15 protein-coding genes are annotated in these 21,440 nt (G+C 70.3%); 6 read left to right on the top strand and 9 right to left on the bottom strand.

Going from position 1 to position 21,440, the window contains the following annotated elements:
• Positions 1–228: 228 nt before the first annotated feature.
• From F4X11_05285 to F4X11_05295, 3 genes are read left to right on the top strand one after another with little or no spacing between them, the layout of a single operon-like run.
• Positions 229–1,380 (top strand): hypothetical protein, encoded by a 1,152-nt coding sequence (locus F4X11_05285; protein MYN64428.1) that lies wholly within the window; start codon positions 229–231, stop codon positions 1,378–1,380.
• Positions 1,380–2,363, top strand: a complete 984-nt coding sequence (locus F4X11_05290) for a proline dehydrogenase (GenBank protein MYN64429.1) — start codon at positions 1,380–1,382, stop codon at positions 2,361–2,363. The genes F4X11_05285 and F4X11_05290 overlap by 1 nt, the downstream gene beginning before the upstream one ends.
• Before the next feature lie 24 nt (positions 2,364–2,387).
• Positions 2,388–4,736 (top strand): carbohydrate binding family 9 domain-containing protein, encoded by a 2,349-nt coding sequence (locus tag F4X11_05295; GenBank protein ID MYN64430.1) that lies wholly within the window; start codon positions 2,388–2,390, stop codon positions 4,734–4,736.
• A 42-nt stretch (positions 4,737–4,778) separates the two neighbouring features.
• Here F4X11_05295 and F4X11_05300 read toward each other — a convergent pair whose 3' ends face one another.
• From F4X11_05300 to F4X11_05320, 5 genes are read right to left on the bottom strand one after another with little or no spacing between them, the layout of a single operon-like run.
• Positions 4,779–5,990, bottom strand: coding sequence for a hypothetical protein (locus F4X11_05300; GenBank protein ID MYN64431.1), 1,212 nt, complete (start codon positions 5,988–5,990; stop codon positions 4,779–4,781).
• Positions 5,941–7,836, bottom strand: a complete 1,896-nt coding sequence (locus F4X11_05305; GenBank protein MYN64432.1) for a TRAP transporter large permease subunit — start codon at positions 7,834–7,836, stop codon at positions 5,941–5,943. Before F4X11_05305 ends, F4X11_05300 begins: the two co-directional genes overlap by 50 nt.
• A complete protein-coding gene (locus F4X11_05310; GenBank protein MYN64433.1) occupies positions 7,833–9,296 on the bottom strand; it encodes a Fic family protein in 1,464 nt (487 codons plus the stop codon). Before F4X11_05310 ends, F4X11_05305 begins: the two co-directional genes overlap by 4 nt.
• Positions 9,297–9,328: 32 nt before the next feature.
• Positions 9,329–10,318, bottom strand: a complete 990-nt coding sequence (locus F4X11_05315; GenBank protein MYN64434.1) for a hypothetical protein — start codon at positions 10,316–10,318, stop codon at positions 9,329–9,331.
• On the bottom strand, positions 10,315–11,187 hold the full coding sequence (locus F4X11_05320) for a hypothetical protein (protein MYN64435.1): 873 nt from the start codon (positions 11,185–11,187) through the stop codon (positions 10,315–10,317). Before F4X11_05320 ends, F4X11_05315 begins: the two co-directional genes overlap by 4 nt.
• Here F4X11_05320 and F4X11_05325 point away from each other — a divergent pair.
• On the top strand, positions 11,153–12,082 hold the full coding sequence (locus F4X11_05325; protein ID MYN64436.1) for a formylglycine-generating enzyme family protein: 930 nt from the start codon (positions 11,153–11,155) through the stop codon (positions 12,080–12,082). The two genes, F4X11_05320 and F4X11_05325, sit on opposite strands and share 35 nt — an antisense overlap.
• The gene (locus F4X11_05330; GenBank protein MYN64437.1) at positions 12,075–13,490 is read left to right on the top strand and encodes a CCA tRNA nucleotidyltransferase; all 1,416 of its coding nucleotides are present in this window, start codon (positions 12,075–12,077) and stop codon (positions 13,488–13,490) included. Before F4X11_05325 ends, F4X11_05330 begins: the two co-directional genes overlap by 8 nt.
• A 70-nt stretch (positions 13,491–13,560) precedes the next feature.
• Here the strand turns inward: F4X11_05330 and F4X11_05335 are convergent, their stop codons facing one another.
• Entirely contained in the window at positions 13,561–15,864 is a 2,304-nt protein-coding gene (locus tag F4X11_05335; protein MYN64438.1) for a tetratricopeptide repeat protein, read from the bottom strand.
• Between the two features lie 107 nt (positions 15,865–15,971).
• Between F4X11_05335 and F4X11_05340 the strand changes: the two genes are divergently transcribed.
• A complete protein-coding gene (locus tag F4X11_05340) occupies positions 15,972–17,927 on the top strand; it encodes a tetratricopeptide repeat protein (protein MYN64439.1) in 1,956 nt (651 codons plus the stop codon).
• Between the two features lie 70 nt (positions 17,928–17,997).
• Here F4X11_05340 and F4X11_05345 read toward each other — a convergent pair whose 3' ends face one another.
• The 3 genes from F4X11_05345 to F4X11_05355 form a co-directional block, all read right to left on the bottom strand.
• The gene (locus tag F4X11_05345) at positions 17,998–19,401 is read right to left on the bottom strand and encodes a hypothetical protein (protein MYN64440.1); all 1,404 of its coding nucleotides are present in this window, start codon (positions 19,399–19,401) and stop codon (positions 17,998–18,000) included.
• Positions 19,402–19,544: 143 nt separating this feature from the next.
• Positions 19,545–20,534 (bottom strand): VWA domain-containing protein, encoded by a 990-nt coding sequence (locus F4X11_05350; protein MYN64441.1) that lies wholly within the window; start codon positions 20,532–20,534, stop codon positions 19,545–19,547.
• 77 nt (positions 20,535–20,611) lie between these two features.
• A complete protein-coding gene (locus tag F4X11_05355) occupies positions 20,612–21,397 on the bottom strand; it encodes an HAD family hydrolase (GenBank protein MYN64442.1) in 786 nt (261 codons plus the stop codon).
• Between the last annotated feature and the right edge of the window lie 43 nt (positions 21,398–21,440).

The raw sequence follows: 21,440 nt of genomic DNA on the forward strand, positions 1-21,440 counted from the left end.
GCGGGGGGGGTGCGGGGCCCCGCCGCGCGCGGGTGGCGGGGGGGGGCCGGGGGCGGGGCGCCCGCGGCGGCGGGGGGCCCCCCGGGGGGCCCCGGGGCGGCCGCCGCGGGCGACGCGGAGCCGGCGACGCTGGCGGCGGGTACGACGTTGACCGTCCGCCTTTCGCGGCCGGTCAGCGTGACCGTGGAGCAATAGCCGGCGGGCCCGGAGGCCGTTCATCTCCGTGCTATAGTGCTGGCCGTGGCGCAGGACGAGATCACGCAAGCCGTGCTCGCCCGCGACGAAGTGGTCCGGTATCTGGAAGGTCGCGGCGGACAGACGCGGGATCAGGCGCGCGCCGCCATTCACGGCTACCTCGAAGAGCTTCGCACCACGCAGCGGTACCGCATATACCGCGCGCTGCAGCATCCGCTCTACCCCCTGCTCCGCAAGATCGATCGCATCAGCGAAGGAATCGACATCGTCCGCGCGGCGACCCGGACCAAGCGGGTCGTCTACGCGTCGAATCACAAGAGCCACACCGACTGGATGGTGCAGCCGCTCGTGATCGACGATGTCGGCATCCGCCCGCCAGTCATTGCGGCCGGCAGCAACCTCTACGGCGGTGCGCTAGGGCTCATCCAGAAGCACGTCACCGGGGCCATCCCCATTCGCCGGGGGACGAAGGACCCGGCCTATCTCGTCACGCTCAAGGCGTACGTGGCCGAGTTGCTCCGCCGGACCGATCTCCTCCTGTACCTGGAAGGCGGACGCAGCTACAGCGGCGAGATCAAGCCGTTCAAGACCGGGCTGCTGCATGCCGCGGCACAGGCGGACCGGAAAGAGAAGGAGTTGGTCATCGTCCCGACCGCCATCGCCTACGACCTGGTCATCGAGGACTTCGTGCTGTCCCGCCAGCGGGTCAAGCGCGTCCAGCGCCCCTTCCACCAGGAGCTGGCGGAGATGCTGAGATACACCGTCGGCTACCAGTCGCGGAGCATCGTCACCTTCGGACCCCCGATTCGCTTCGACGACTACGATCCCGACAATCGTCGTGACATGGTGCGCCTCAAGCGCCGCGTGCGCGACGCGATCGGCCGCCTGTACAAGGTGGTTCCCACGGCCCTGCTGGCGGCGGCGATTCGGCCCTCCATCGAACGCGCGGAGCTCGAGGACAGGATCGACGGGCTCATCGAGGTGCTGCGATCCGCGGGCGCGAACCTGGACGTCGAGACCGGCTGCGCCGCCGTCGAATCGGCGACGGATCCGCTGGCGGCCCGCGGCATCCTGGTGGTGGAAGGAGCGCGTTTCCGGGTCCGCGAACGGGTGGTCCTGCGCTATTATGCGCGGTCGCTCGATCACCTGCTCGCCCATCGTGGGGAATCGGCCCTGACCCACTAGTGGAGTTCACCCCCTCGACCGTGCTGGATGCCGTCTCGCGCCGGCTGTTTCTCGCGCTGGCGGGAAGTCGTACGCTCAAGGACGCTGCCTCCCGGTACGGCATGCGCGGTCCGCACGGCGTCGCCCGGCGCTTCATCGGCGGCCGCAACGTCACCGAGGCCATCGAAGCAGCCCGCCGGCTGGAGCGACACGGCCTGCTCCACACGTTCAACTACCTGGGCGAGCACGTGCGCAGCCCGGAAGCGGCCGAAGCGGCCACCATCGCCTACCTCTGGGTGATCGAGTCGGTCAGCCTGGCCGGCATGACCTGCAACCTGTCCGTGAAGCTGACGCAACTCGGGCTCGAGCTGGACGCCGGACTGTGCCGCGACAATCTGAAGCGCATCCTGACCCACACCGACGCCCGCCGCTGCTTCGTACGGGTCGACATGGAGGGCTCGCCGCTGATCGACCGCACGCTGGACGTCGTGGCGGCGATGCGCACTAGCGGCTACGGGCATCTCGGCGTCGTCCTGCAGTCGGCTCTCCGCCGTACGCCGGACGATCTGGCCCGCGTCACCGAGCTCGGCCTCCCGGTCCGGCTCGTGAAGGGTGCGTACAAAGAGCCGGCGGACGTGGCCTTCCAGGACAAGCGGGAGGTCGACAGCGCCTTCGTGCAGTTGACGGAGACGCTGCTCGACACCGGCGTCCATCCTGCGTTCGCCACCCACGATCCCCGCATGATCCGCGCCGTCCGCGCGGCCGCCGGCGCGCGTGACATCGGGCGCGACCGGTTCGAGTTCCAGATGCTGTACGGGGTGCGGCGCGACCTGCAGGCGGCGCTCGAGGCGCAGGGCTACGCCGTGCGGATCTACCTGCCGTTCGGCGGCGACTGGTTCCCTTACTTCATGCGCCGGCTCGCGGAGCGTCCGGCGAACGTGCTGTTCGTCGTGCGCAGCCTCCTGCACGAGCAGCTCGGCGATCAGCGCGGGTACGGTGCGTAGCGGCGCCGCGGCCCAGGACGCGTGATGCGACTCGGCGAAGCATCGTGGCGGGAGAGGCGCCGTGCTCGTTCGGCCGGCGTCTGTTTCGGTCTCGCCGCCGCCCTCGCGGGGGCCATCCCCTCCCAGGCCGGACAGACAACTGCCGGCGCACTCGACGTCCGCGCACTCGATGGACCGCCGCCGCCGAGCCCCCCGGCGATCATCGCCCGCGACGCGGCCGGCCGCGCCACGCTCCGGGCGGTGCGCCTGGAAGAGTCGCTGGCCATCGACGGCGAGCTCGACGAGCGCATCTACCGCGACACTCCACCGGCCTCCGACTTCATCCAGGTGTTGCCGAACGAGGGCGATCTCGCTACGGAGCAGACCGAGATCTGGGTGGCGTTCGACGACGAGAACCTGTACGTGTCGGGCCGCTGTCTCAACGCGGCGCCGGAATCCGAGTGGGTGGCCAACGACATGCGCCGCGACGGCATGGGGCTGGGACAGTACGTCGGAATCCTGCTCGACACGTTCCACGACCGCCGCAACGCCGTCGAGCTGGTCATCAACCCGCTCGGCGGACGGCTGGACGGACAGATCACCAACGAGCGCGCCTGGAACGGCGACTGGAATCCCGTCTGGAGCGTGCGGGTCGGCCGTTTCGACGGCGGCTGGTCGTTCGAGGCGGCCATCCCGTTCAGGTCGCTGCGCTATCGGCCGGGCCGCGCCCAGACCTGGGGCTTCAACGTCGAGCGGCGCGTCGTCTGGAAGAACGAGCTCTCGGCGCTGGTGCCGCTGCCCGCCTCGTGGGGCTACGGCGCCATCATGCAGGTGTCGCAGGCCGCGACGCTGGTCGGCCTCGAGGCGCCCGACGCGGGCCTCGACCTGGAGCTCAAGCCCTACGCCATCGGCGAGGCCAGCGGCGTTCGCGCGGCGGGGCCGCGCCTTTCGAACGACCTGACCGGGGAAATGGGCGTCGACGTCAAGTACGGCGTCACCGAGAACCTGGTGGCCGACCTGACCCTCAATACCGACTTCGCCCAGGTCGAGGCGGACGAGCAGCAGATCAACCTCACCCGGTTCAGTCTCTTCTTCCCCGAGAAGCGCGAGTTCTTCCTCGAGAACCAGGGCGTGTTCTCCTTCGGCGGCGAGGCCGGCGCCGGCCAGTTCGCCGGCATCAGCAACACGCCGATCCTCTTCTACAGCCGGCAGATCGGACTGAACCGCGGACGCGAGGTGCCTATCGACGCCGGCGGCCGTCTCACTGGCAGGATCGGCAGGTACAGCCTCGGGATGCTGAACATCCAGACCGCCGACGCGCCGGCCGCGAGTGCACGCGCCACCAACTTCTCGGTCCTCCGCGTCAGGCGCGACATCCTCCGGCGCAGCAACATCGGGGCGCTGTTCACCGGCCGCTCGGTGTCGCGGGTCGGCCCCGGATCCAACGCGGCGTACGGCGTCGACGGCCTCTTCTCCTTCCATCAGAACCTCAACATCAGCACCTACTGGGCCGAGACGCGCACACCGGGGGCGGGTCTCGGCGACGACGAGACGAGCCACCGTGCCCAGCTCGACTACACCGGCGACCGCTACGGCCTGCAATTGGAGCGACTCACCGTCGGCGAGGACTTCAACCCGGAGATCGGCTTCCTGCGGCGCCGCGACTTCGAGCAGAGCTTCGGGCTGTTCCGGTTCAGTCCGCGCCCGCGGTCGATCGAGTCGATCCGGCAGTTCTTCTGGGAAGGACAGCTCGACTACATCACCGACCGGCAGGGCGTGCTCGAGACACGGCAGGCGCGTGGCCGGTTCGCAACGGAGCTGGAGAGCGGCGACCTTTTCGACGTCATCTACAGCCGCAACTACGAGTTCCTCGCACACCCGTTTCAGATTGCCCCGGGCGTCGCCATCCCGGTGGGCGGCCACCGTTTCGACGACGTCGAGGTGGGGTACTGGCTGGGGCAGCAGCACCGCGTCTCCGGCCGCGTCTCCGCCCAGCACGGCGGCTTCTACGGCGGCACGAAGACCAGCCTGAACCTCGGGCTCGGCAGCGCGTTCTCCGGGACCCGCGTGGAGATTACGCCACAACTGTCGATAGAGCCGAACGTGTCGTTCAACCGGATCGATCTGCCCGTGGGCCGCTTCGATACGACGCTCGTGAGCACGCGGACGATCTACGCCGTGAACCCGCTGATGTTCGTCAGCGCCCTGGTGCAGTACAACTCCGCCACCGGCAGCGTCGGCACCAACATTCGGCTGCGCTGGGAGTACCACCCGGGCAGCGAGCTGTTCATCGTCTACAACGAGAATCGCGACGACGCCCTGCGCCCGAACCGGTTCCCACAACTCGAGAACCGCGCCTTCATCGTCAAGATCAACCGGCTGTTCCGCTTCTGAGCCCGCTGGCCGCGGGCTCTCCGCGTGGACCCGAGCCGCCCGTCAGTCCACCCAGTCGGCGATGAAGACGTTCGTGTCCCCCTCGGCCGCGGCGTTGCGGTTGGACGCGAAGATCAGCTTCGTCCCGTCGGGCGAGAACATCGGGAAGCCGTCGAACACGTCGGTGAACGTGATCTGCTCCAGCCCGGTGCCGTCGAGGTTGATCATGAAGAGGTCGAAGTTGCGGCCGTCCGGGTTGTGCATGTTCGACGAGAAGATGATGCGCTCGCCGTCGGGGTGCCAGTACGGGGCGAAGCTGGCCCCCCCGGAGTCGGTAACCTGCCGCACGTTGCTCCCGTCGGCGTCCATCACGAAGACCTCGACCGCGGTGGGCCGCCAGAGGCCCTGGTCGAGCAGCCGCTTGAAGTCGTCGTACTCCGGGCCGTCGGGAATCTCGCGTCCGCGGAAGATGATCTTCGAGCCGTCGGGCGAGAAGAACGCACCGCCGTCGGGTCCCTGCCGGTGGGTCAGCCGGCGCACGTCCGAGCCGTCGCCGTTCATGGAGTAGATCTCCATGTCGCCGTCGCGCACGCTCGTGAACACGACGCGGCCGTCCGGCCCGACGGTCGGCTCGGCGTCGTAGCCCGGCTCGTCGGTCAGCCTGGTCAGCCCCGTGCCGTCCGGATTCGCACGGAAGATGTCGTAGCTGTCGTAGATGGCCCACACGTAGCCCATCCGGAAGCTCGGCGGCGGCGGGCACTCGGCGCCGCCCAGGTGCGTCGACGCGTAGATGATCGACTTGCCGTCCGGAAAGAAGTAGCCGCAGGTGGTGCGCCCGCTGCTGGTGCTCACCATCCGCTGGTCCGAGCCGTCCAGGTTCATCGTGAAGATCTGGTCGCACGGCACCCCTTCGCGGGTGGACTGGAAGATGATCTTCTGCCCGTCGAACGAGAAGTAGGCCTCGGCATTCTCGCCGCCGAAGGTGAGCTGGCGGATGTTGGCCAGGTGGACCTCGCCGCCGGAGCCTGCCGCCGCCTGCGCGGCACTCTCGACCGCTGGCCGGCTCTCCCCGACCGACTCCCCGGCGGGCGCGCCGCCCGCGAGCGGGACCGCCAAGCCCGCGGCCAGCGCTACGGCGATCAACAGCGAACGAACGTGGAGATGGTTCTGCACAACGCACTCTCCCGGAGGAAGCAACCGCGCTCCGGAACAATCCGGATGCGCGCTATTGCCGGCCCACGAGCTCCAGCAGCCCGAGGGTGAGCCATGGTACATAAGTGATCACGAGCACGCCAATGCCGAGGATCACGAGCAGCGGCACCGACGCGCGGTAGACCTCCAGCAGCGGGCGGTCGAAGCGGTAGGAGGCGAGGAACAGGTTCAGCCCGACCGGCGGGGTCAGGTAGCCCAGCTCCAGGTTCGCGATGAAGATGATGCCGAGGTGCACCGGATCGATGCCGTACGCGGCCCCGATCGTGCTGATGAGCGGCACCACGACCACGATGGCCGAGAAGATGTCCATCACGCAGCCGACGATCAGCAGGAACACGTTGAGCGCGAGCAGGAACAGCAGCGGCGACTCGATGCGCGCCTGCGTCCACTCCAGCAGCCGGAACGGGATGTCGACATCGACCATGTAGGCGGTGAAGCCCTTGGCCACGCCGAGGATGATCAGCACGCCGCCGATCAGCACCACGCACTCGCGGAAGGCCTGCCGCAGGCCCGGCCCGAGCCGGAAGTCGCGGTGGACCAGGCCGGTGACGATCGCGGCGTACAGGGCAGTCAGGGCGGAGGTCTCGACCAGGGTCGCGCGCCCGCTGAAGAGCGCGCCCAGCACGACCAGCGGCAGAGCCAGCTCCCACTTCGCCGTCCACAGCGCCTCGCGCGCCTCTCTCCAGGCGAAGTCGTGGCGGCCGGCGCCGGTGACGATCCCCTCGCGCATGCCCCAGGCGGCCACCAGCGCGATGAGCAGCACGCCGGGGAGGATGCCCCCGATGAACAGGTTCTCCGGCGCGGTCTGCGCGACGATGGCGTAGAGGATGAGCGGCATCGCCGGCGGCAGCAACAGCCCGAGCGAGCCGGAGGCGGTGAGCAGGCCGACCGAGAAGCGGTCGCGGTAGCCGTCGGCCAGCAGCGCCGGCAGCAGCAGTCCGCCCAGCGCCAGGATCGTCACCCCGGAGCCGCCGGTGAAGATAGTGAAGAACGCGCAGACCACAGCGCAGACCACAGCGGTACCGCCCGGCATCCAGCCGACCAGCGCCCGGAACACCTGCAGCAGCCGCCCGGACGACTGCCCCTGGGCCAGGATGAAACCGGCCAGGGTGAAGAGCGGAATGGCCGGCAGGTGCGGCTCGGTCGCCAGGTCGTAGGCGTACAGCGGCACCGCCGCCGGGTCGAACGCGTCGACCATGTAGAGGAACACCGCCGCCCCGGCCAGCACCGTGAAGATCGGCGCCCCGGCCAGCGCCGCGAGCACTACGAGGAGCACCCAGGGCCAACCGGCGCCTCCGGCGAGCACGCACGACGCCTCGTCCACATTCGCACAGGCCGCCCCGGTCCCGCTCAGCCAGATGCCGATCAGCATGCCGGCCGCCGCGACGGCGCGGGCGCCCCAGCCTCCGGCCCGCCATCCCAACCGCACAGCGATGACGCCGAAGGCGAACGGCAGCACCAACTGGAAGACCCACGACGGAATCCCGAGCGCTATCTCGCCACCTATCTCCATCTCGATGACGACGATGTCGATCGCGGACCAGGCGAGCAGCGCCGAGACCGCCGCGCCCACCGTCGCGGCGAATCCCTGCGCGACCTGCCGCGCCGCCCCCTCCGGGATGAACGTGGCGGTGGCCAGCGCGATCAGCTTGTTCTGCCGCGCGGCGAGGCCGGCCCCCAGGAAGCCGACCCACAACGTGAGGTGTTGGACGAAGGGAATCGACCCGGGGATGCCTCCGGTGACAATGGGTCGGACGACGATCTCGGCCAGCGGCAGGATCGCCATCGCGGCCAGCGCGCCGGCGGCGAGCAGCTCTTCCGACCTGTGGAGGAACCCGAGCGCGGGCGCCGCACGGCGCGCAACGGAAGCAGTGATCGCGCTCATCCTCACGGTCACACCCGGCATCATAGGTCCGCGGTTCGCCACTCGCTCAGCCCGGCGACGATGCACTCCTCGAGCCACGCGCGGAATCGATCCTCGATGGACTGCGGATCTTCCCGGTAGTTGATCTGAAACACGGCCCGCGCCAGTGCCTTGGCAGGACTGGACTCCCTGTCGTCTCCATCTGTCTGCACTCGCTGGAAGAAGACGGCGCAACAGGCGAGCACGCCCCGAAACTCGTGACCGATGCCGTGAAACGCAATCAGCAACTGGCTCTGATTCGCGTTCTGAATCACGAGTCGGACCCACGCCCGATGCGTTTCCATGTTGGCGAAGTATTCGAGGGCCTTCGCTCCGGCGACGACTTGCTGCCGGAAGTAGTGACTGCGCGCGTCGTGATCGCTCGTCCCGTCGACGAACACCGTAACGTGATCGAGCAGGGGTTTGACCTCCCTCTCGAAAGTCACCGTCACCTGTCTCAGCCGCTCCCCCGCGATTCGCCTGAGCTCTTCGGCCCGATCCTTCGCGGTGTTCCACTCCGCGAGCAGTGCGTCGCGTCGATGCTCCAGTTCCCTCCGGGTCGAACGGATCAGGTCCTCCGCAATGACCAACCTTCCAACGTCGCGAGACAATCCCAGGGCGCGCACGAACTCCCGGCGCTGAATCTCCGAAAAAAAGACGATCAGAGGCTTCAACTCTCCTTGGTCAGCCGCTTCCAGAGCGTCGAGGTACGTGCCCTTGCTGGCGCTTCGCACCACCAGCGGAAAACGGACCGCCCTCACCAACACCATGGTCGCCAGCGATCGAGCCACCCGCCCATTGCCATCCTGAAAGGGATGGATCTGCGTGAAGCGATGATGGAGCCACGCCGCCTCGACTTCCGGCGCAACGCCGACGTGCTTCCGGTGCATTTCGATCAGGGCATCCATTTCTGATGCAACCTGCTCAGGTGGACAGTACTCGTGGACCTCGCCCGACCGCCCGGTCGGATTGTTGGGCCTCTTCTTGTAGGCGCCTCTCAGCAGCGGAATCTGCACCCGGTTACCGAATTGGTCTCTCCCTTCGGCCGTTTCCTGATTCTGCGTCAGCAGCGCGTGCAGCTCCTTGACATAGCTGGTCGACAACTGTCGCTCGTCCTTGACGAAGGCGAATACATGATCTATCGCAGCCTCGTGATCGCGGATCATGGATGCGACCGTCTCCGGCGTCGCACCCGCCCCGTGGGGAATCAGCGCCGCGTCGATGCCGTGCTCGATGAGGACTTCGGTGACGCCCCTGTCGAACTCGTACACGCGCTCGATCAGGCCGGTCTCGATCGCCCACTCTCTGCGCAGTTTCTCGTTGAACTTCGGCAGTGCCTCGGAGTCCGCAAGACGTTCACGCTCTTCCTGCCAGACCTTGGCCAACGCCGCCAGCTCGCCCTGTTCCGGCGACGTCGGTTCGACCTCGTAGTCGCGAATCGGATGCCACTTGTGCCCGCCGCTCATCTTCGATCCCCGACGAGGCGCGATCGAATCTTTCAGTTGGCCCGGAACTCCGCGCGGGCGGCGACGGCCGCGTCGTAGATGTCCCCCGGCACGCGGCTGCCCCGCCAGGTCGCGGTCAACCGGTCGGCCACGACGCGGAACTCGGCCGCCTCGGCCTCGCTGACCGCCGACACGGTCAGGCCCCGCTTCTGCATCTCGGCCACCGCGTCCCGGTCCTGCCGCGGCACCTCGTCGAACAGGAAGTCCTGCATCGCGGCCGCGCCGTCGAGCAGCGCCTCGCGGTCGGCCTCGCCGATTCGGGCCCAGGCCCGCTCGGTCATCACGGTGGCGCCGAAGACCGGGCTGAGGGGGATGTCGAGCATGTGGGAGGTCTGCCGGTACCACTGGAACACCAGCGCTCCGTACGGCGGGCTCGGGTAGGCGTCGATGAGCCCGGTGTTCAGCCCCATGAGGACGTCGGTCAGCTCCAGCGGCACCGGCTCGAAGCCGTTCTCGCGATACCAGCGCACCATGTCGTCGTCGCCGGCCGACGTAAAGAGCTTCGCCCTCTGCAGGTCGCGCATGTCGCGTATCGGCTGCGCCGAGAAGATGTGCGCCCACCCGCCGTGCCCCCAGTTGAGCAGGACGAGTCCGCTGTCCGCGAGCGAATCGCGCAGCCGCGGCGTGAGCGCCTCGAGCACGTGCAGCGCCTCTTCGTCGGACTCGAAGAAGAACGGAATGCCGAACACGTTGAAGTTCTCGTCGACCTCGGTCAGTCCGGGCAGCGTCAGCGCCGCGACCTGCGGGTTGTTCAGCCGCATCCGCCGGATGATGGTCGATTCGTCGCCGGTGGTCCCCCGCACCTGCAGCCGCACGCGGCCGTCGGTGGACCGCTGCCACGCCGACGCCATCTGCCGCAGCGACCGGTCCCAGACCGAGTTGGCGGGCAGGATCGTGCCGAGCCGGAGGTTGGTGCGCTGCGCCTCGAGCAGGACGGGGCTCAGCAGCAGCACGACCGCGACGGCAAGACGGAACGCTCTCATGGTCGGTTCTCCAACTCCTCGTCGAGCTCGTCGAACGGCTCGAAGAACAGATCGTCGATATGATCCAGCAGCACCCGGGCCCGCTTCTGCGCGATCAGGTTCAGCAGCCGGTTCGCCGGCGCCTCGTCCGGATCGATTGCAATCGCGGTCTCCAGCAGCTCGTGAAACTCCTCCCGGTCCTCCTCGGCCACCGAGACGCCGGTAGCGAGCGCGACGTAGGGGCCGGCATCCTGTCCGTCGGACAGCTCGACGGCCCGGGCGAAGTGCTCGCGCGCCCGCGCGTACGATCCGCCCATCGCCTCGCCCACCGACTCGAGCGTGATGAACGCGGAGTGCAGCGCGCCGCGCTCGAAGCCTTCATCGAGTTCGATCGCCCGATCGAGCAGGGCGCGGGCCGCCGGCAGGTCGGCAACGAGGGCGGGCCGATCCAGTCCGACCGAGATGGCCAGCATCCAGGCGCCGCCGAGGTAGTACAGACTCTCGACTTCCTCGCGTCCGAAAACCTCTACCGCCGCTTCGGGATCGGTTCGGAGCCGCGCGGTGATGCCGGGATGATCGACCTCGACGTTGCGCAGCCCGTAGTCCCGCGCCCGCAGGTACATCCGGCGCGCCCGGTCGTTGAGCTCCAGCGCCAGGTCGTAGTCGTCCCACTCCGCAATGGCCGCGTCCGCCTGGAGAAAGGCGTTGGCGTAGAGCACGAACCCGGTGTTCGCGAACAGCAGCACGTCCTGCCGCGCGGGATCGGCGTCGATGATCGATTCGATCGTCTTGAGCAGGAACGGGAGCGAGTCGCGGACCAGCTCCGGGTCTTCCTCCGAGAGGTAGACGGCGGGATTGACCAGCGTCGGCAGCACCGCGTTGACCGCCATGGTGCGGAGCGAGCAACCGGCGAAGACCAGCGCCGCCACGGCGGCGAAGACGATGCGGGCGCCCGATCCGAGTGCTTGTCTCGACACCTGTTCAACCGCCGATCATATCAGGCCGGTTTGTTTCGGGCTCGCCCGGCAGCATGCGCCGCAGCCGGCGTCCGCAGGGAACGGGTGCCCGATCGCGTCGCCAATCCCGTGTCATCATTTCCGGGTGGGCGCCTTCGAGTGCATTCCCGCCGGCTGGTTCGTCATGGGCAGCCCCGATGGTCAGCGCGACGAGGCGCCGGTGCACCGGGTCTGGGTCGATGCTTTCGAGCTGGCCGTCGATCCGGTGACCCGCGCCGAGTATGCCCGCTTCCGGGAGACGACCGGGCGGGCGGCGCCTCGCGAGTGGGACAACCCGCGGTTCGCCGACCCCGAGCTGCCGGTGGTGGGCGTGAGCTGGAACGACGCCGTCGTCTACTGTATCTGGCGGTCGTCCCTGGGGGCGACTCCGGTGCGCCTCCCGACCGAGGCGGAGTGGGAGCGGGCGGCGCGGGGCGGACGCCAGGATGGAGACTATCCCTGGGGCGACGCTATCCCCGCCTGGATTCCGAACGGCGGCCGGGGGCCGCTCGACGGGCCTTGGCCGGTCGGCCTCGGTCCGCCCAACGCCTTCGGCATCCGCGGCATCGCCGCCAACATCCACGAATGGTGCGCCGACTGGCACGCGAGGGACTACTACGCAGACTCGCCGTCGCGCAATCCCGCCGGACCCGCGAGCGGGCGGCGGCGTGCCTCGCGCGGCGGATCCTGGCGTCACGCGGTGACCATCAGCCGGGTCGCCGCGCGCAGCAAGCTCGACCCGTCGTTCCGCTACACCGACTACGGCTTCCGGATCGCCCGCGATGTCTGAGGAGCTGGATCTCGCGCACCGCGTCGCCCGCGCGGTGCACGACGCAGGGGGACGCGCGTTCATCGTCGGCGGCTGGGTGCGCGACGATCTGCTGGGCGGCGCGTCGAAGGCCGGTTCAGCGGGGGACGGCGCAGCGCGGGACGGCTCTCCCCAGGACATCGATATCGAGGTCTTCGGACTCCCCGCGGACCGGCTGCGGGCGGTGCTGGCGGCACTCGGTCGGGTCAACGCCGTCGGGGCCAGCTTCGCGGTCTTCAAGCTCGGTCCGCTCGACGTCTCGCTCCCCCGCACCGAATCGAAGGCGGGCCGCGGCCACCGCGGCTTCGTCGTCACCGGCGCTCCGGAGCTGCCGCTGGCGGAGGCGGCGCGCCGCCGCGACTTCACCGTCAACGCCATCGCCTGGGACCCCTTGACCCGGCAGCACGTCGACCCGCACGGGGGCCGCGACGATCTGCGCCGCAAACGCCTGCGCATGGTCGACCCGGCAACCTTCGGCGACGACAGCCTGCGGGTGTTGCGCGCGATACAGCTCGCGGCGCGCCTCGAATTCGAGGTCGACGAGCCGACCCGGGCCGTCTGCCGCACCATCGCCCTCGACGATCTGCCGGCAGAACGCGTGTGGGGCGAGATGGAGAAGCTGCTGCTCCAGGCCGAACGGCCGTCGCTCGGCTTCACCCTGGCGCGTGAGCTGGGCGTCGTCGATCGGCTCTTCCCGGAGCTCGCGGCGCTCGTCGACTGCCCGCAGGAGCCGGAGTGGCACCCGGAGGGCGATGTCTGGATCCACACCCTGATGGTGATCGACAAGGCCCGCGGCCGGCTCGACGGTCTCGCGCGCCCGCGGCAGCTCGCGGTGATGCTCGGCGCCGTCTGCCACGACTTCGGCAAGCCGGCGACCACGGCGTACCTCGACGGCCGCATCCGGTCGCTGAACCACGAGGAGATGGGGGTCCCGCCGGCCACGGCATTCCTGGACCGGCTCAACATCCACACGCTCGACGGCTACGACGTCCGGGGCCAGGTGCTCGGCCTGGTGGCGCACCACCTGAAGCCGGGGATGTGGCGGGCCGCCCCCAAGGTGGGCGACGGTGCGTTCCGGCGGCTGGCGCGCAAGGTGGACCTGGAATTGCTGGCCCGCCTCGCGAAGGCCGACTGCGAGGGTCGCACCGGCCGCTTCGACTGCTCGGCGATGGATTGGTTCCTGCAGCGTGCGCAGTCGCTCGGGGTCGAACATGCCCCGCCGGCGCCGATCCTGATGGGCCGCCACCTGTTGGCTCTCGGGGTTCCGCCCGGGCCCGCGGTCGGGTCCATCCTGAAGCGGGTCTACGAGCGCCAGCTCGACGGCGGGGTCACGACGCTGGAGGAAGCGACCGACGCGGCCAGGGCGCTGCTGAAGGAGCAGCGGGGCTGACGCTGCCGCGCCCCGTACACCGGGTCAGGCGAAGTCGAAGCTGGCGACCTCCGCGCAGGCGGCGGCGACACTATGGCCCTTCGCGCAGCCGGCGGAGCTGGATCTCGTTGGCCATCCGCTGCGCGGCAGGCGAACCCGGGTCCACCGCGATCAGTTGCCGGGCGTAGTCCTGCGCCCGCTCCAGCTCCCCCTGCCGCAGGAGGATCCGGGCCAGCGCGAGCAGCACGTCGGCATCCCGGGAGTCGCGCCGGCTCGCCTCCAGAAACGCCGTTTCCGCCGCGGCGAGGCGTCCGAGGGTCTCGAGCGCCAGCCCGTGGTTGTAGGCGACGCGCACCCGGTCCGGGATCAGCGCGGCCGCGCGCCCGAGACTGTCCGCGGCCTCGTCGAGACGCCCCTCCTCGGCCAGCAGCAGGCCCAGCGAGTAGTGCAGCTCCCCGTCGCCGGGCGCCCGTTCGATACCGTCGCGCAGGACCGTCTCGGCCTCGGCGTTCCGTCCCTGCCGGTTGAGCAGCGTGGCGAGGTTGAAGCGGGCCGGCACGAAGAACGGGTCGAGCCGCAGCGCCGTGCGGTAGGCGGCCTCGGCCTCCTCCCGGCGGCCCGCGCCGGCGGCCAGGACGCCGAGGTTGAGGTGCGAGGCGGGCCGATCGGCCGCCGCCATCTGCACGTCGACGAGCTCGGCCCGCGCGGCGTCGAATGCCGACCGTTGCGCCTGCGTGAGGACCGAACGGGGCACCGCGGCAAGCCCGCGGGCCGCCGCTACGCGGACCGCCCGGATCGGGTCCGCGAGCAGCGGCGCGAGCACGGCCGCCCGCCGCGGCGGCGGCAACCGGTCGAGCCCGCCCGCCGCGGAAGCGCGCACCAGCGGATCGGGATCGGCGGCGGCGGCCGCGATGGCCCGCAGCGCCGCCGGCCCGTAGCCGCGCAGCGCCTCGATCGCCGTCGCCCGCACGATGGCCGGGAGGGCGCCGTCGCCGGCGACCGCCAGCAGCGGCGCCTCCGCGTCCCGATCGCCGGCGCGGGCCGCCGCGAGCGCCGCGGCGAAGTGCGGCTCGGCCGGCGCCCCCCACCACTCGGCGGCCCGGTCAGCCGCCCACGCGGCCGGCCGATCGTCGTGGCACCGCGTGCAGGCGTTCGGCGTACCCAGGGTGGCCGACAGGTCCGGGCGCGGGATGCGAAAGCCGTGATCGCGGCGGGGGTCGACCTGCATGTAGGTCTGCGCCGGCATGTGGCAGCTCGCGCAGCGCGCCGCGGCCGAGTCCGGCGGGTGGAAGTGGTGGTCGGGCGTATCGTAGCGACCGGGCGAGAGCATCGGAAACCGCTCTACCGGCGCCTCCCGGTGGCACTGGAGACAGACCGCGTCGCCGTCGGCGCGCAACCCGAGCCGGTGCGGGTCGTGGCAGTCCGAGCAGCGGACCCCCGCGGCGTGCATTCGGCTCTGGACGAACGATCCCCAGACGTACACCTCGTCCTGAATCTGCCCGTCGGGGTAGTACAGCCCCTCGTCCAGCTTCGCCGGCAGGAAGTCGTCGAGGAACGGGCGCGCGTGACGATCGACCGCGGCGAGGCGCTGGCGCCGCGAATGGCAGCCGGCGCAGGCCCGGATCTCGGTATCGGCGGCACCGGCCGGAAAGTCGACGACCAGCCCGGCCGGCGCCGACGCCCGATCCGGCGGCGCGGCGCGCGCCCGGTCGACGTGCGCCGCGCCGGGACCGTGACACGCCTGGCAGCCGACGTCCATCGCCGCCCAGGTGGTGCGGTACGTATCGCTCTCGACGTCGTAGTCGGGGCGCAGGTGGGTCGAGTGGCACTCCGCGCACATGAGGTTCCAGCGCTGGTAGCGACCGGTCCAGTGCAGCGGGTCGTCCGGCGGGATCTCCTGGTCGGGGTACAGGTGGAACCACTCGCCGCGTTCCGTATCCCACGCGATCGTCAGGCTCTGGAGGCGGCCGCCGGGAAACGCCGCCAGGTACTGCTGGAGCGGCTCGACGCCGAAGGTATAGACCAGCTCGAAGTCGGCGAGCCGCCCGTCGGGCCCCTCCGTGTTGACGAAGAACCGGCCGTCCCGCACGAAGAAGCGGGAGGTCAGGCCGAAGTGGGTGAACGTCGCGCCGTCGAAGTCGCCGAGCACGGTCTCGGCCGTGGCCTCCTGCATGGCGAGGTCGTGATGCGAGCCGGACCAGGCCTCGTGCTCCCGCGCGTGGCAGTCGGCGCACGACGCGTCGTCGACGTAGGCGACGCCGCTCTCGCCGGCGCCCGGGTCGCGGCGCGGAGGCGCGCCGCCGCTTCCGGGCCCGATTGCGCACGCGGCGAGGACCGCGCCGCACGCGGCAGCCGACGCAATCGAGGCGATGGGCACGGATCTAACGTCGGCCATGGTCGGTACTCCCTCACGAGTCTGCCACAGGACGAGAGAGACGGCTCGACACGGAAAGCGGGCACCGAGCCGACCGTCGCTGTCGCTATAGTTACGGGCGGAAGAACATGGGACGACGTACAGCCCGGCGGCGCCGGGCCCGCCAGGAGCGCGGCGCTCACGTTGCTGCGAGCCGCGCGGCGGCAGCCGGCGCGCCGGGCGTCGCAACGCCGGCGCTGGCCGCGATCTTCGCGACGGCCCTGCTCGTCCGCCTCGTTCACGTCTGGCAGCTCGGCGCCTCCCCGTTCGGCGACCTCCTGCTCGGCGACTCCGCGGGGTACGATCGCTGGGCGCGGGAGCTCGCGGCCGGCGACTGGCTTGGCGCCGAGGTCTTCTACCAGGCCCCGCTCTATCCCTACCTCCTCGGCGTGATCTATTCCGCGCTCGGATCGGACGTCACCCTCGTGCGCGTCTGCCAGGCGGCGCTGGGCTCGGCCTCGGCGGTCCTGCTCGCGGCGGCCGGGGGACGCTTCCTCTCGCCGCGGGTGGGCATCGTCGCCGGGGCGGCGCTGGCTCTCTATGCGCCGGCAATCTTCGTCGACGCGACCCTGCAGAAGTCGGTGGTCGACGTCTTCCTGCTGACGGGACTCCTCTGGATGCTGAGCCGAACCCTGGACGGCGCACCTCCCGCCCGTCGCTGGGTCGGCGTCGGCGCCATCCTCGGTGCGCTGTGCCTGACCCGCGAGAACGCGCTGATCCTGGTGGCGGCCCTGGGCGCCTGGCTCTGGCTGGGACGGCGCGAGCGGCGCGACTGGCTGCGACAGGCCGCGCTCATGGCCGCCGGGGTCGCCATCGTGCTGGTTCCGGTCGCCTTGCGCAACGGCGCCGTCGGCGGCGAATGGCACCTGACGACATCGCAGTTCGGACCGAACTTCTACATCGGCAACAGTGCGGACGCGGACGGCGCCTATCGTCCGTTGCGGTACGGCCGGGGCGATGCGGCGTTCGAGCGCGACGACGCGACCGCCCTGGCCGAGGCGGCGGTTGGACGCGACCTCACACCGGCCGGCGTGTCGCGCTACTGGGTCGGCCAGGCGTTCGACGACATCGCGGCGGCGCCGGGACGCTGGCTGCAGTTGCTGGTCCGCAAGACGGCGCTCACCTTCAATGCGGTCGAGGTGATCGACACCGAGAGCCAGTACGCCCACGCGGAGCACTCCGTGCCGCTGGCCGCAACCGGCTGGTTCACCCACTTCGGGCTGCTCGTGCCTCTCGCCGTAGTCGGCATCGCGGTCACCTGGCCGCAGCGCCGACGACTCCTCCCGCTGTACCTGATGCTCGGGCTGTACGCGGCGAGCGTGATCGCGTTCTACGTCTTCGCCCGCTACCGCTATCCCCTGGCGCCGCTCCTCGTGCTGTTCGCGGCGGCTGGAGGAGAGCATCTGGTGCGCGTCGCACGGCGCACCGCCACCGTCGCGCACGCGCCCCTCGTCGCGGGGATCGTCCTCGCCTGCATCGTCGGCGCCAACTGGCCGCTGCTGTCGAAGGACCACATGCGCGCCGCGTCCTACAACAACCTGGCCACCGCGTATCGCGAGCGGGGAGATCTGGAGCGGGCCATCGGGCTCTACGAGACCGCCCTCACCCTGGACGCCGACTACGCGCAGGCCCACAGCAACATCGGGAGCGCTCTCGCGGCCAGCGGCGAGACCGACCGCGCCATCGAGCACTATCGGCAGGCGATCGCCGCCGACCCCGCCACCGGCGACCTGCGCTACAACTTCGGAAACGCGCTGCTCGCCGCGAACCTGTACGCGGAGGCGGCCGAGCAGTTCCGTTTCGCGGTGGACGCGTGGCCGGAGGACGCCGAGGCGTACAACAACCTCGGGATAGCCCTTGCCTCGGGAACTCGCATGGCGGAAGCGGCGGAGGCCTTCCGGGAGGCGGTTCGACTCGATCCGGCGGGGGTACGCGCACACCGCAACCTGGGGATCGCGCTCGAGGAGCTGGGCGATGCCGACGGGGCTCGACGCCACTACGCCGAGGCCGAACGGCTCGAGACGGCGGCGCCACCCGCGCCATGACGGGACGTGCGCCGATCGGCTGCCGCCGCGCGAAGCGACCCCGCGGCCGGCGCGGCACCCTGGCCGACGGCTATTGTCCCTGGCCGTCGGTCACCGCAACCGCGGTCAGGTCCTGGCTGTCGATCGAGTACTTGATCCAGCCCTCGAACATCTCGTCCCAGCTCTGCTCGCCCCAGTAGACCTCCTTCTGCGGAGCCGGGTTGTAGCGGTTGCGGTACGAGTTGTCGTAGTGGCCCTCGACGATCAGGGTGCTCCCGCCGGGAATCCGCAGCGGCTCCACCAGCTCGAACTCGGTCTGCCAGTTGAAGTCGTAGCGGGGCACGTCCAGCAGCACCTGCTCGCGGCCGTCCGGCCACTGCAGGACGAACCGCATGTCCTTCCCTCGCAAGTGCATGTGGGGCGATATCGCGTAGAACGTGATCGGCTCGGCCACGTCCGTGCGCATCACGATCTCCCAGTCGTCGGCATGGGGCGGAATCGGCGGCACGGCGCGCCGGGGCACTTCCTCGCCGTTGACCGTCACCGGCAGGGTCCGGTCGGGCGTCGTCGGCAGCGGGCTCCCGATGGTGCGCGAGAGGATCTCGTGCGTGACCCTGTCGCGCGCCTTCCAGATGCCGATGCGCGAGTGGTCCGTCTCGGGCCGGCCGGTCACGTTGTAGTGCAGGCTCCAGCGCAGGAACCTGCCGGCCGGGACCCGCTTGGCGACCCCGGCGTGGAACATCTCGAACCCGCGGCCGGGCACGAAGCAGATGAGCTTGGCGGCCCCGGCCCCGAGGACGTTCGAGTCGCGGTCGCTCGCCGCCCGGATCTCGCCGGCGGTCAGCGGCCGGCCGTCCTGGTGCGGCACGCCCTCGACGATGGTCGTTCCCGCCGGCAGCGTCGTGACGTGCGCGCTCATGTGGTGCACGACGGATCGGTTGCCCGGCAGCATCTCGACCGCCTCGGCGAAGACGTCCTCCGCGAACGGGATCTCGGAGTAGATGTTGTAGTACGGCAACTCGCCGTCGGCCGGGATCTCCATGACCACCGGCAGGTCCAGGACGATGTCCGGCGGACGGCCGCTCGGGTGGTGCCACTCGTTCGCCGTGAACACCGGCAACGGCGGCAGGTCGGCGGGATTCCCCAACGGCGCGCCGCCGTCCGCCCACGCGGCGACCGTGTCGATCTGCGTCTGGCTGAGCGACCGCACGTTGCGGATCGGGACGCCTCCCGGCGCGGCGTGCCAGGGCGGCATCTCGCGCGAGACCACCTTGTCCCGGATGGCGCGCGCCCACGGCCGCACCTCGCGGTACGAAAGGAACGACATCGGGGCGATGTCGCCCGGCCGGTGACAGCTCGCGCAGTGGTCGAAGACGATCGGGGCAACGTCGCGGGCGAATGTCGGGACCGGGGCCGCCGGCGGCTGAGCCGCGGCCCCGCCAGCCCCCGTGGTCAAGACCATTGCGACCCCGAAAACGAGACGCGCGTCACGCATGACCGAACTCTCCTCCAGCAGTCCGTTGTGGAAACCCGCGCCGCGCCGCGAGCGGCGAGGCGCCCGCGCGGCAAGGCGCGACAAAGGAACACAGCGGGCGGCTGACGGTCACCGGCCGGCCCGTTCCGAAGCGGCCCTCATCCTCATCGAGCGTTGGAGATCCGGGCTGCTCCACGTCCGGCAGACTCTGCCAGCTTGCCGTTCGCCGACACCATGTAGCGGACCCCGAGGCGGAGGACGTCGACCTGAATCTGCCCGCGCGGAAGGTCTTCGGGGCGCTCGTAGCGGACCTCGTGCTGACTCGACAGCTCCCGGTTCCGCTGCACGATGCGACTCGCGATGTCGCCCAGCGGGTCCTCGAGGCGCGACCCGAGGAAGATGGTCGCCTGGGACCCGCCGGTGAAGTTCTCCAGGTCACGGCCGACCGCCTCGGCTACCGACACGCGCCGCTGCAGCGAGCCCGGCGCCGGCGGCAGCATCAACAACGAATGCACGGTGACGCCGCGCCGCAGCAACTCCTGGGCGGTATCCAGGAACCTCTCGGTGCGATCCGCGCTCCGGTCGCGCCCGGACGACGCAACGATCACGATCACGGGCCGGTGTGGTCCCGTATCCTCGGCTATCCACTCGTTGGCCTCCGCCAGACCGTCGATGAGCCGCATCGAGCGCCCCCCGACCTCCATCCGGCGCAGCCCGGCGTCGATCTCTTCCTGGCCGATCGCGCCCTGGACCCACCAGCGAGGCTGCGGCGACAGGGAGAGCAGCGACACTTCCTGGTTCGGAAGGCGGTCGAAGAAGCCGCGCAGTCCGTCGCGGACGCGATCGAACGCGCGCGCGGCGGTACGGCTGTTGTCCACCAGGACCACGAGCTTGGTCGGCAGGTTCGCCGGCCGCACGTCGGTCACCGGCAGGACGACGCCGTCCTCCCGCACGATCACCTCCGGCACTCCGAGATCGGTGACGATGGAGCCTGTGCCCCGTTCGAACGCCTGCACGTAGAGCCGCCGCGACTGGGCGTCCGCCGGTGTCGGAGGGAGTCCCCAGAGGGCGAGCAGGACGGCCAGAACGGTGAAGCGACGGGCACGCGGAGCCGAACGCAACGAGGCGGCGCACGGCGGCATCATGAAAGCCATCGCCCCATCCTACTCCCATCACGGACCGTTGTCTCTCTCTTGTGCGACACCACGTCCCTTGTGCAACACCACGTCCCTCAGTTCCCGTCAGCCTGCGCGGGGCGACGCCCGCCGCAGCCCTCGGCGAGCAGGGCCGGGAGCTCGGCGAGCGTCCGGATCACCGGCACGCCGTCCACGTTCTCCGGCGTTTGCCCGGATCGGACGAGCAGCACCGCCGCCATGCCTACCCGGCGGGCCCCCGCGATGTCGTGGGTCATGCTGTCGCCCACCATGACCCCGTCCGCCGCGGAGGTCCCGATGCGGTCGAGAGCGGCGCGAAAAATGCTCGGGTGCGGCTTCAGGTAGCCGTGGTCCGACGACGACACCGCGGCGGTGATGAACGGCTCCAACGCGAAGTGGGACTGGAACGCGTCCAGGCAGCGGTGCGTGTTGGAGATCAGGCCGATGCGATAGCCGGCCGCGTGCAGGGCCGCGAGCGTCGGCGACACGTCGTCGTAGAGCGTGAAGTGGTGACACAGGGCCCACTCGTCGTAAATCTGGAGTGAGCAGGCCTCGATGCCCTCGCCGACCGCGCCCATCCGGATCAGAACGCGCGACACGTAGCGCAGAAACGGCTCGGGCCGGTAGGCGCCGTCCTGCAGCCGCTCGAGCTCCACGGCGGCGTCGCGCACCGCCTCCTCGAAACGGGACGCGTCGACCTCGAGACCGTGGCGCGCGGCGAAGTCCCGGTAGCCCTCGCCGTCGAAGGCGGGTCCGGGATGGATGAGGGTGAAGTCGACGTCGAAGAAGACGGCGTTGACGCGTCGCGCGGGGCCGGTGCGGGAGCGTGCGGCGTGCGGCGCGGGGGGCGTCCCGACCGGCATGAGGACCATTATATTTGCACTACAATTGAAGCGAGTGGCGCCG

The organism is Acidobacteriota bacterium (genome assembly GCA_009861545.1).
Lineage (GTDB): Bacteria > Acidobacteriota > Vicinamibacteria > Vicinamibacterales > UBA8438 > WTFV01.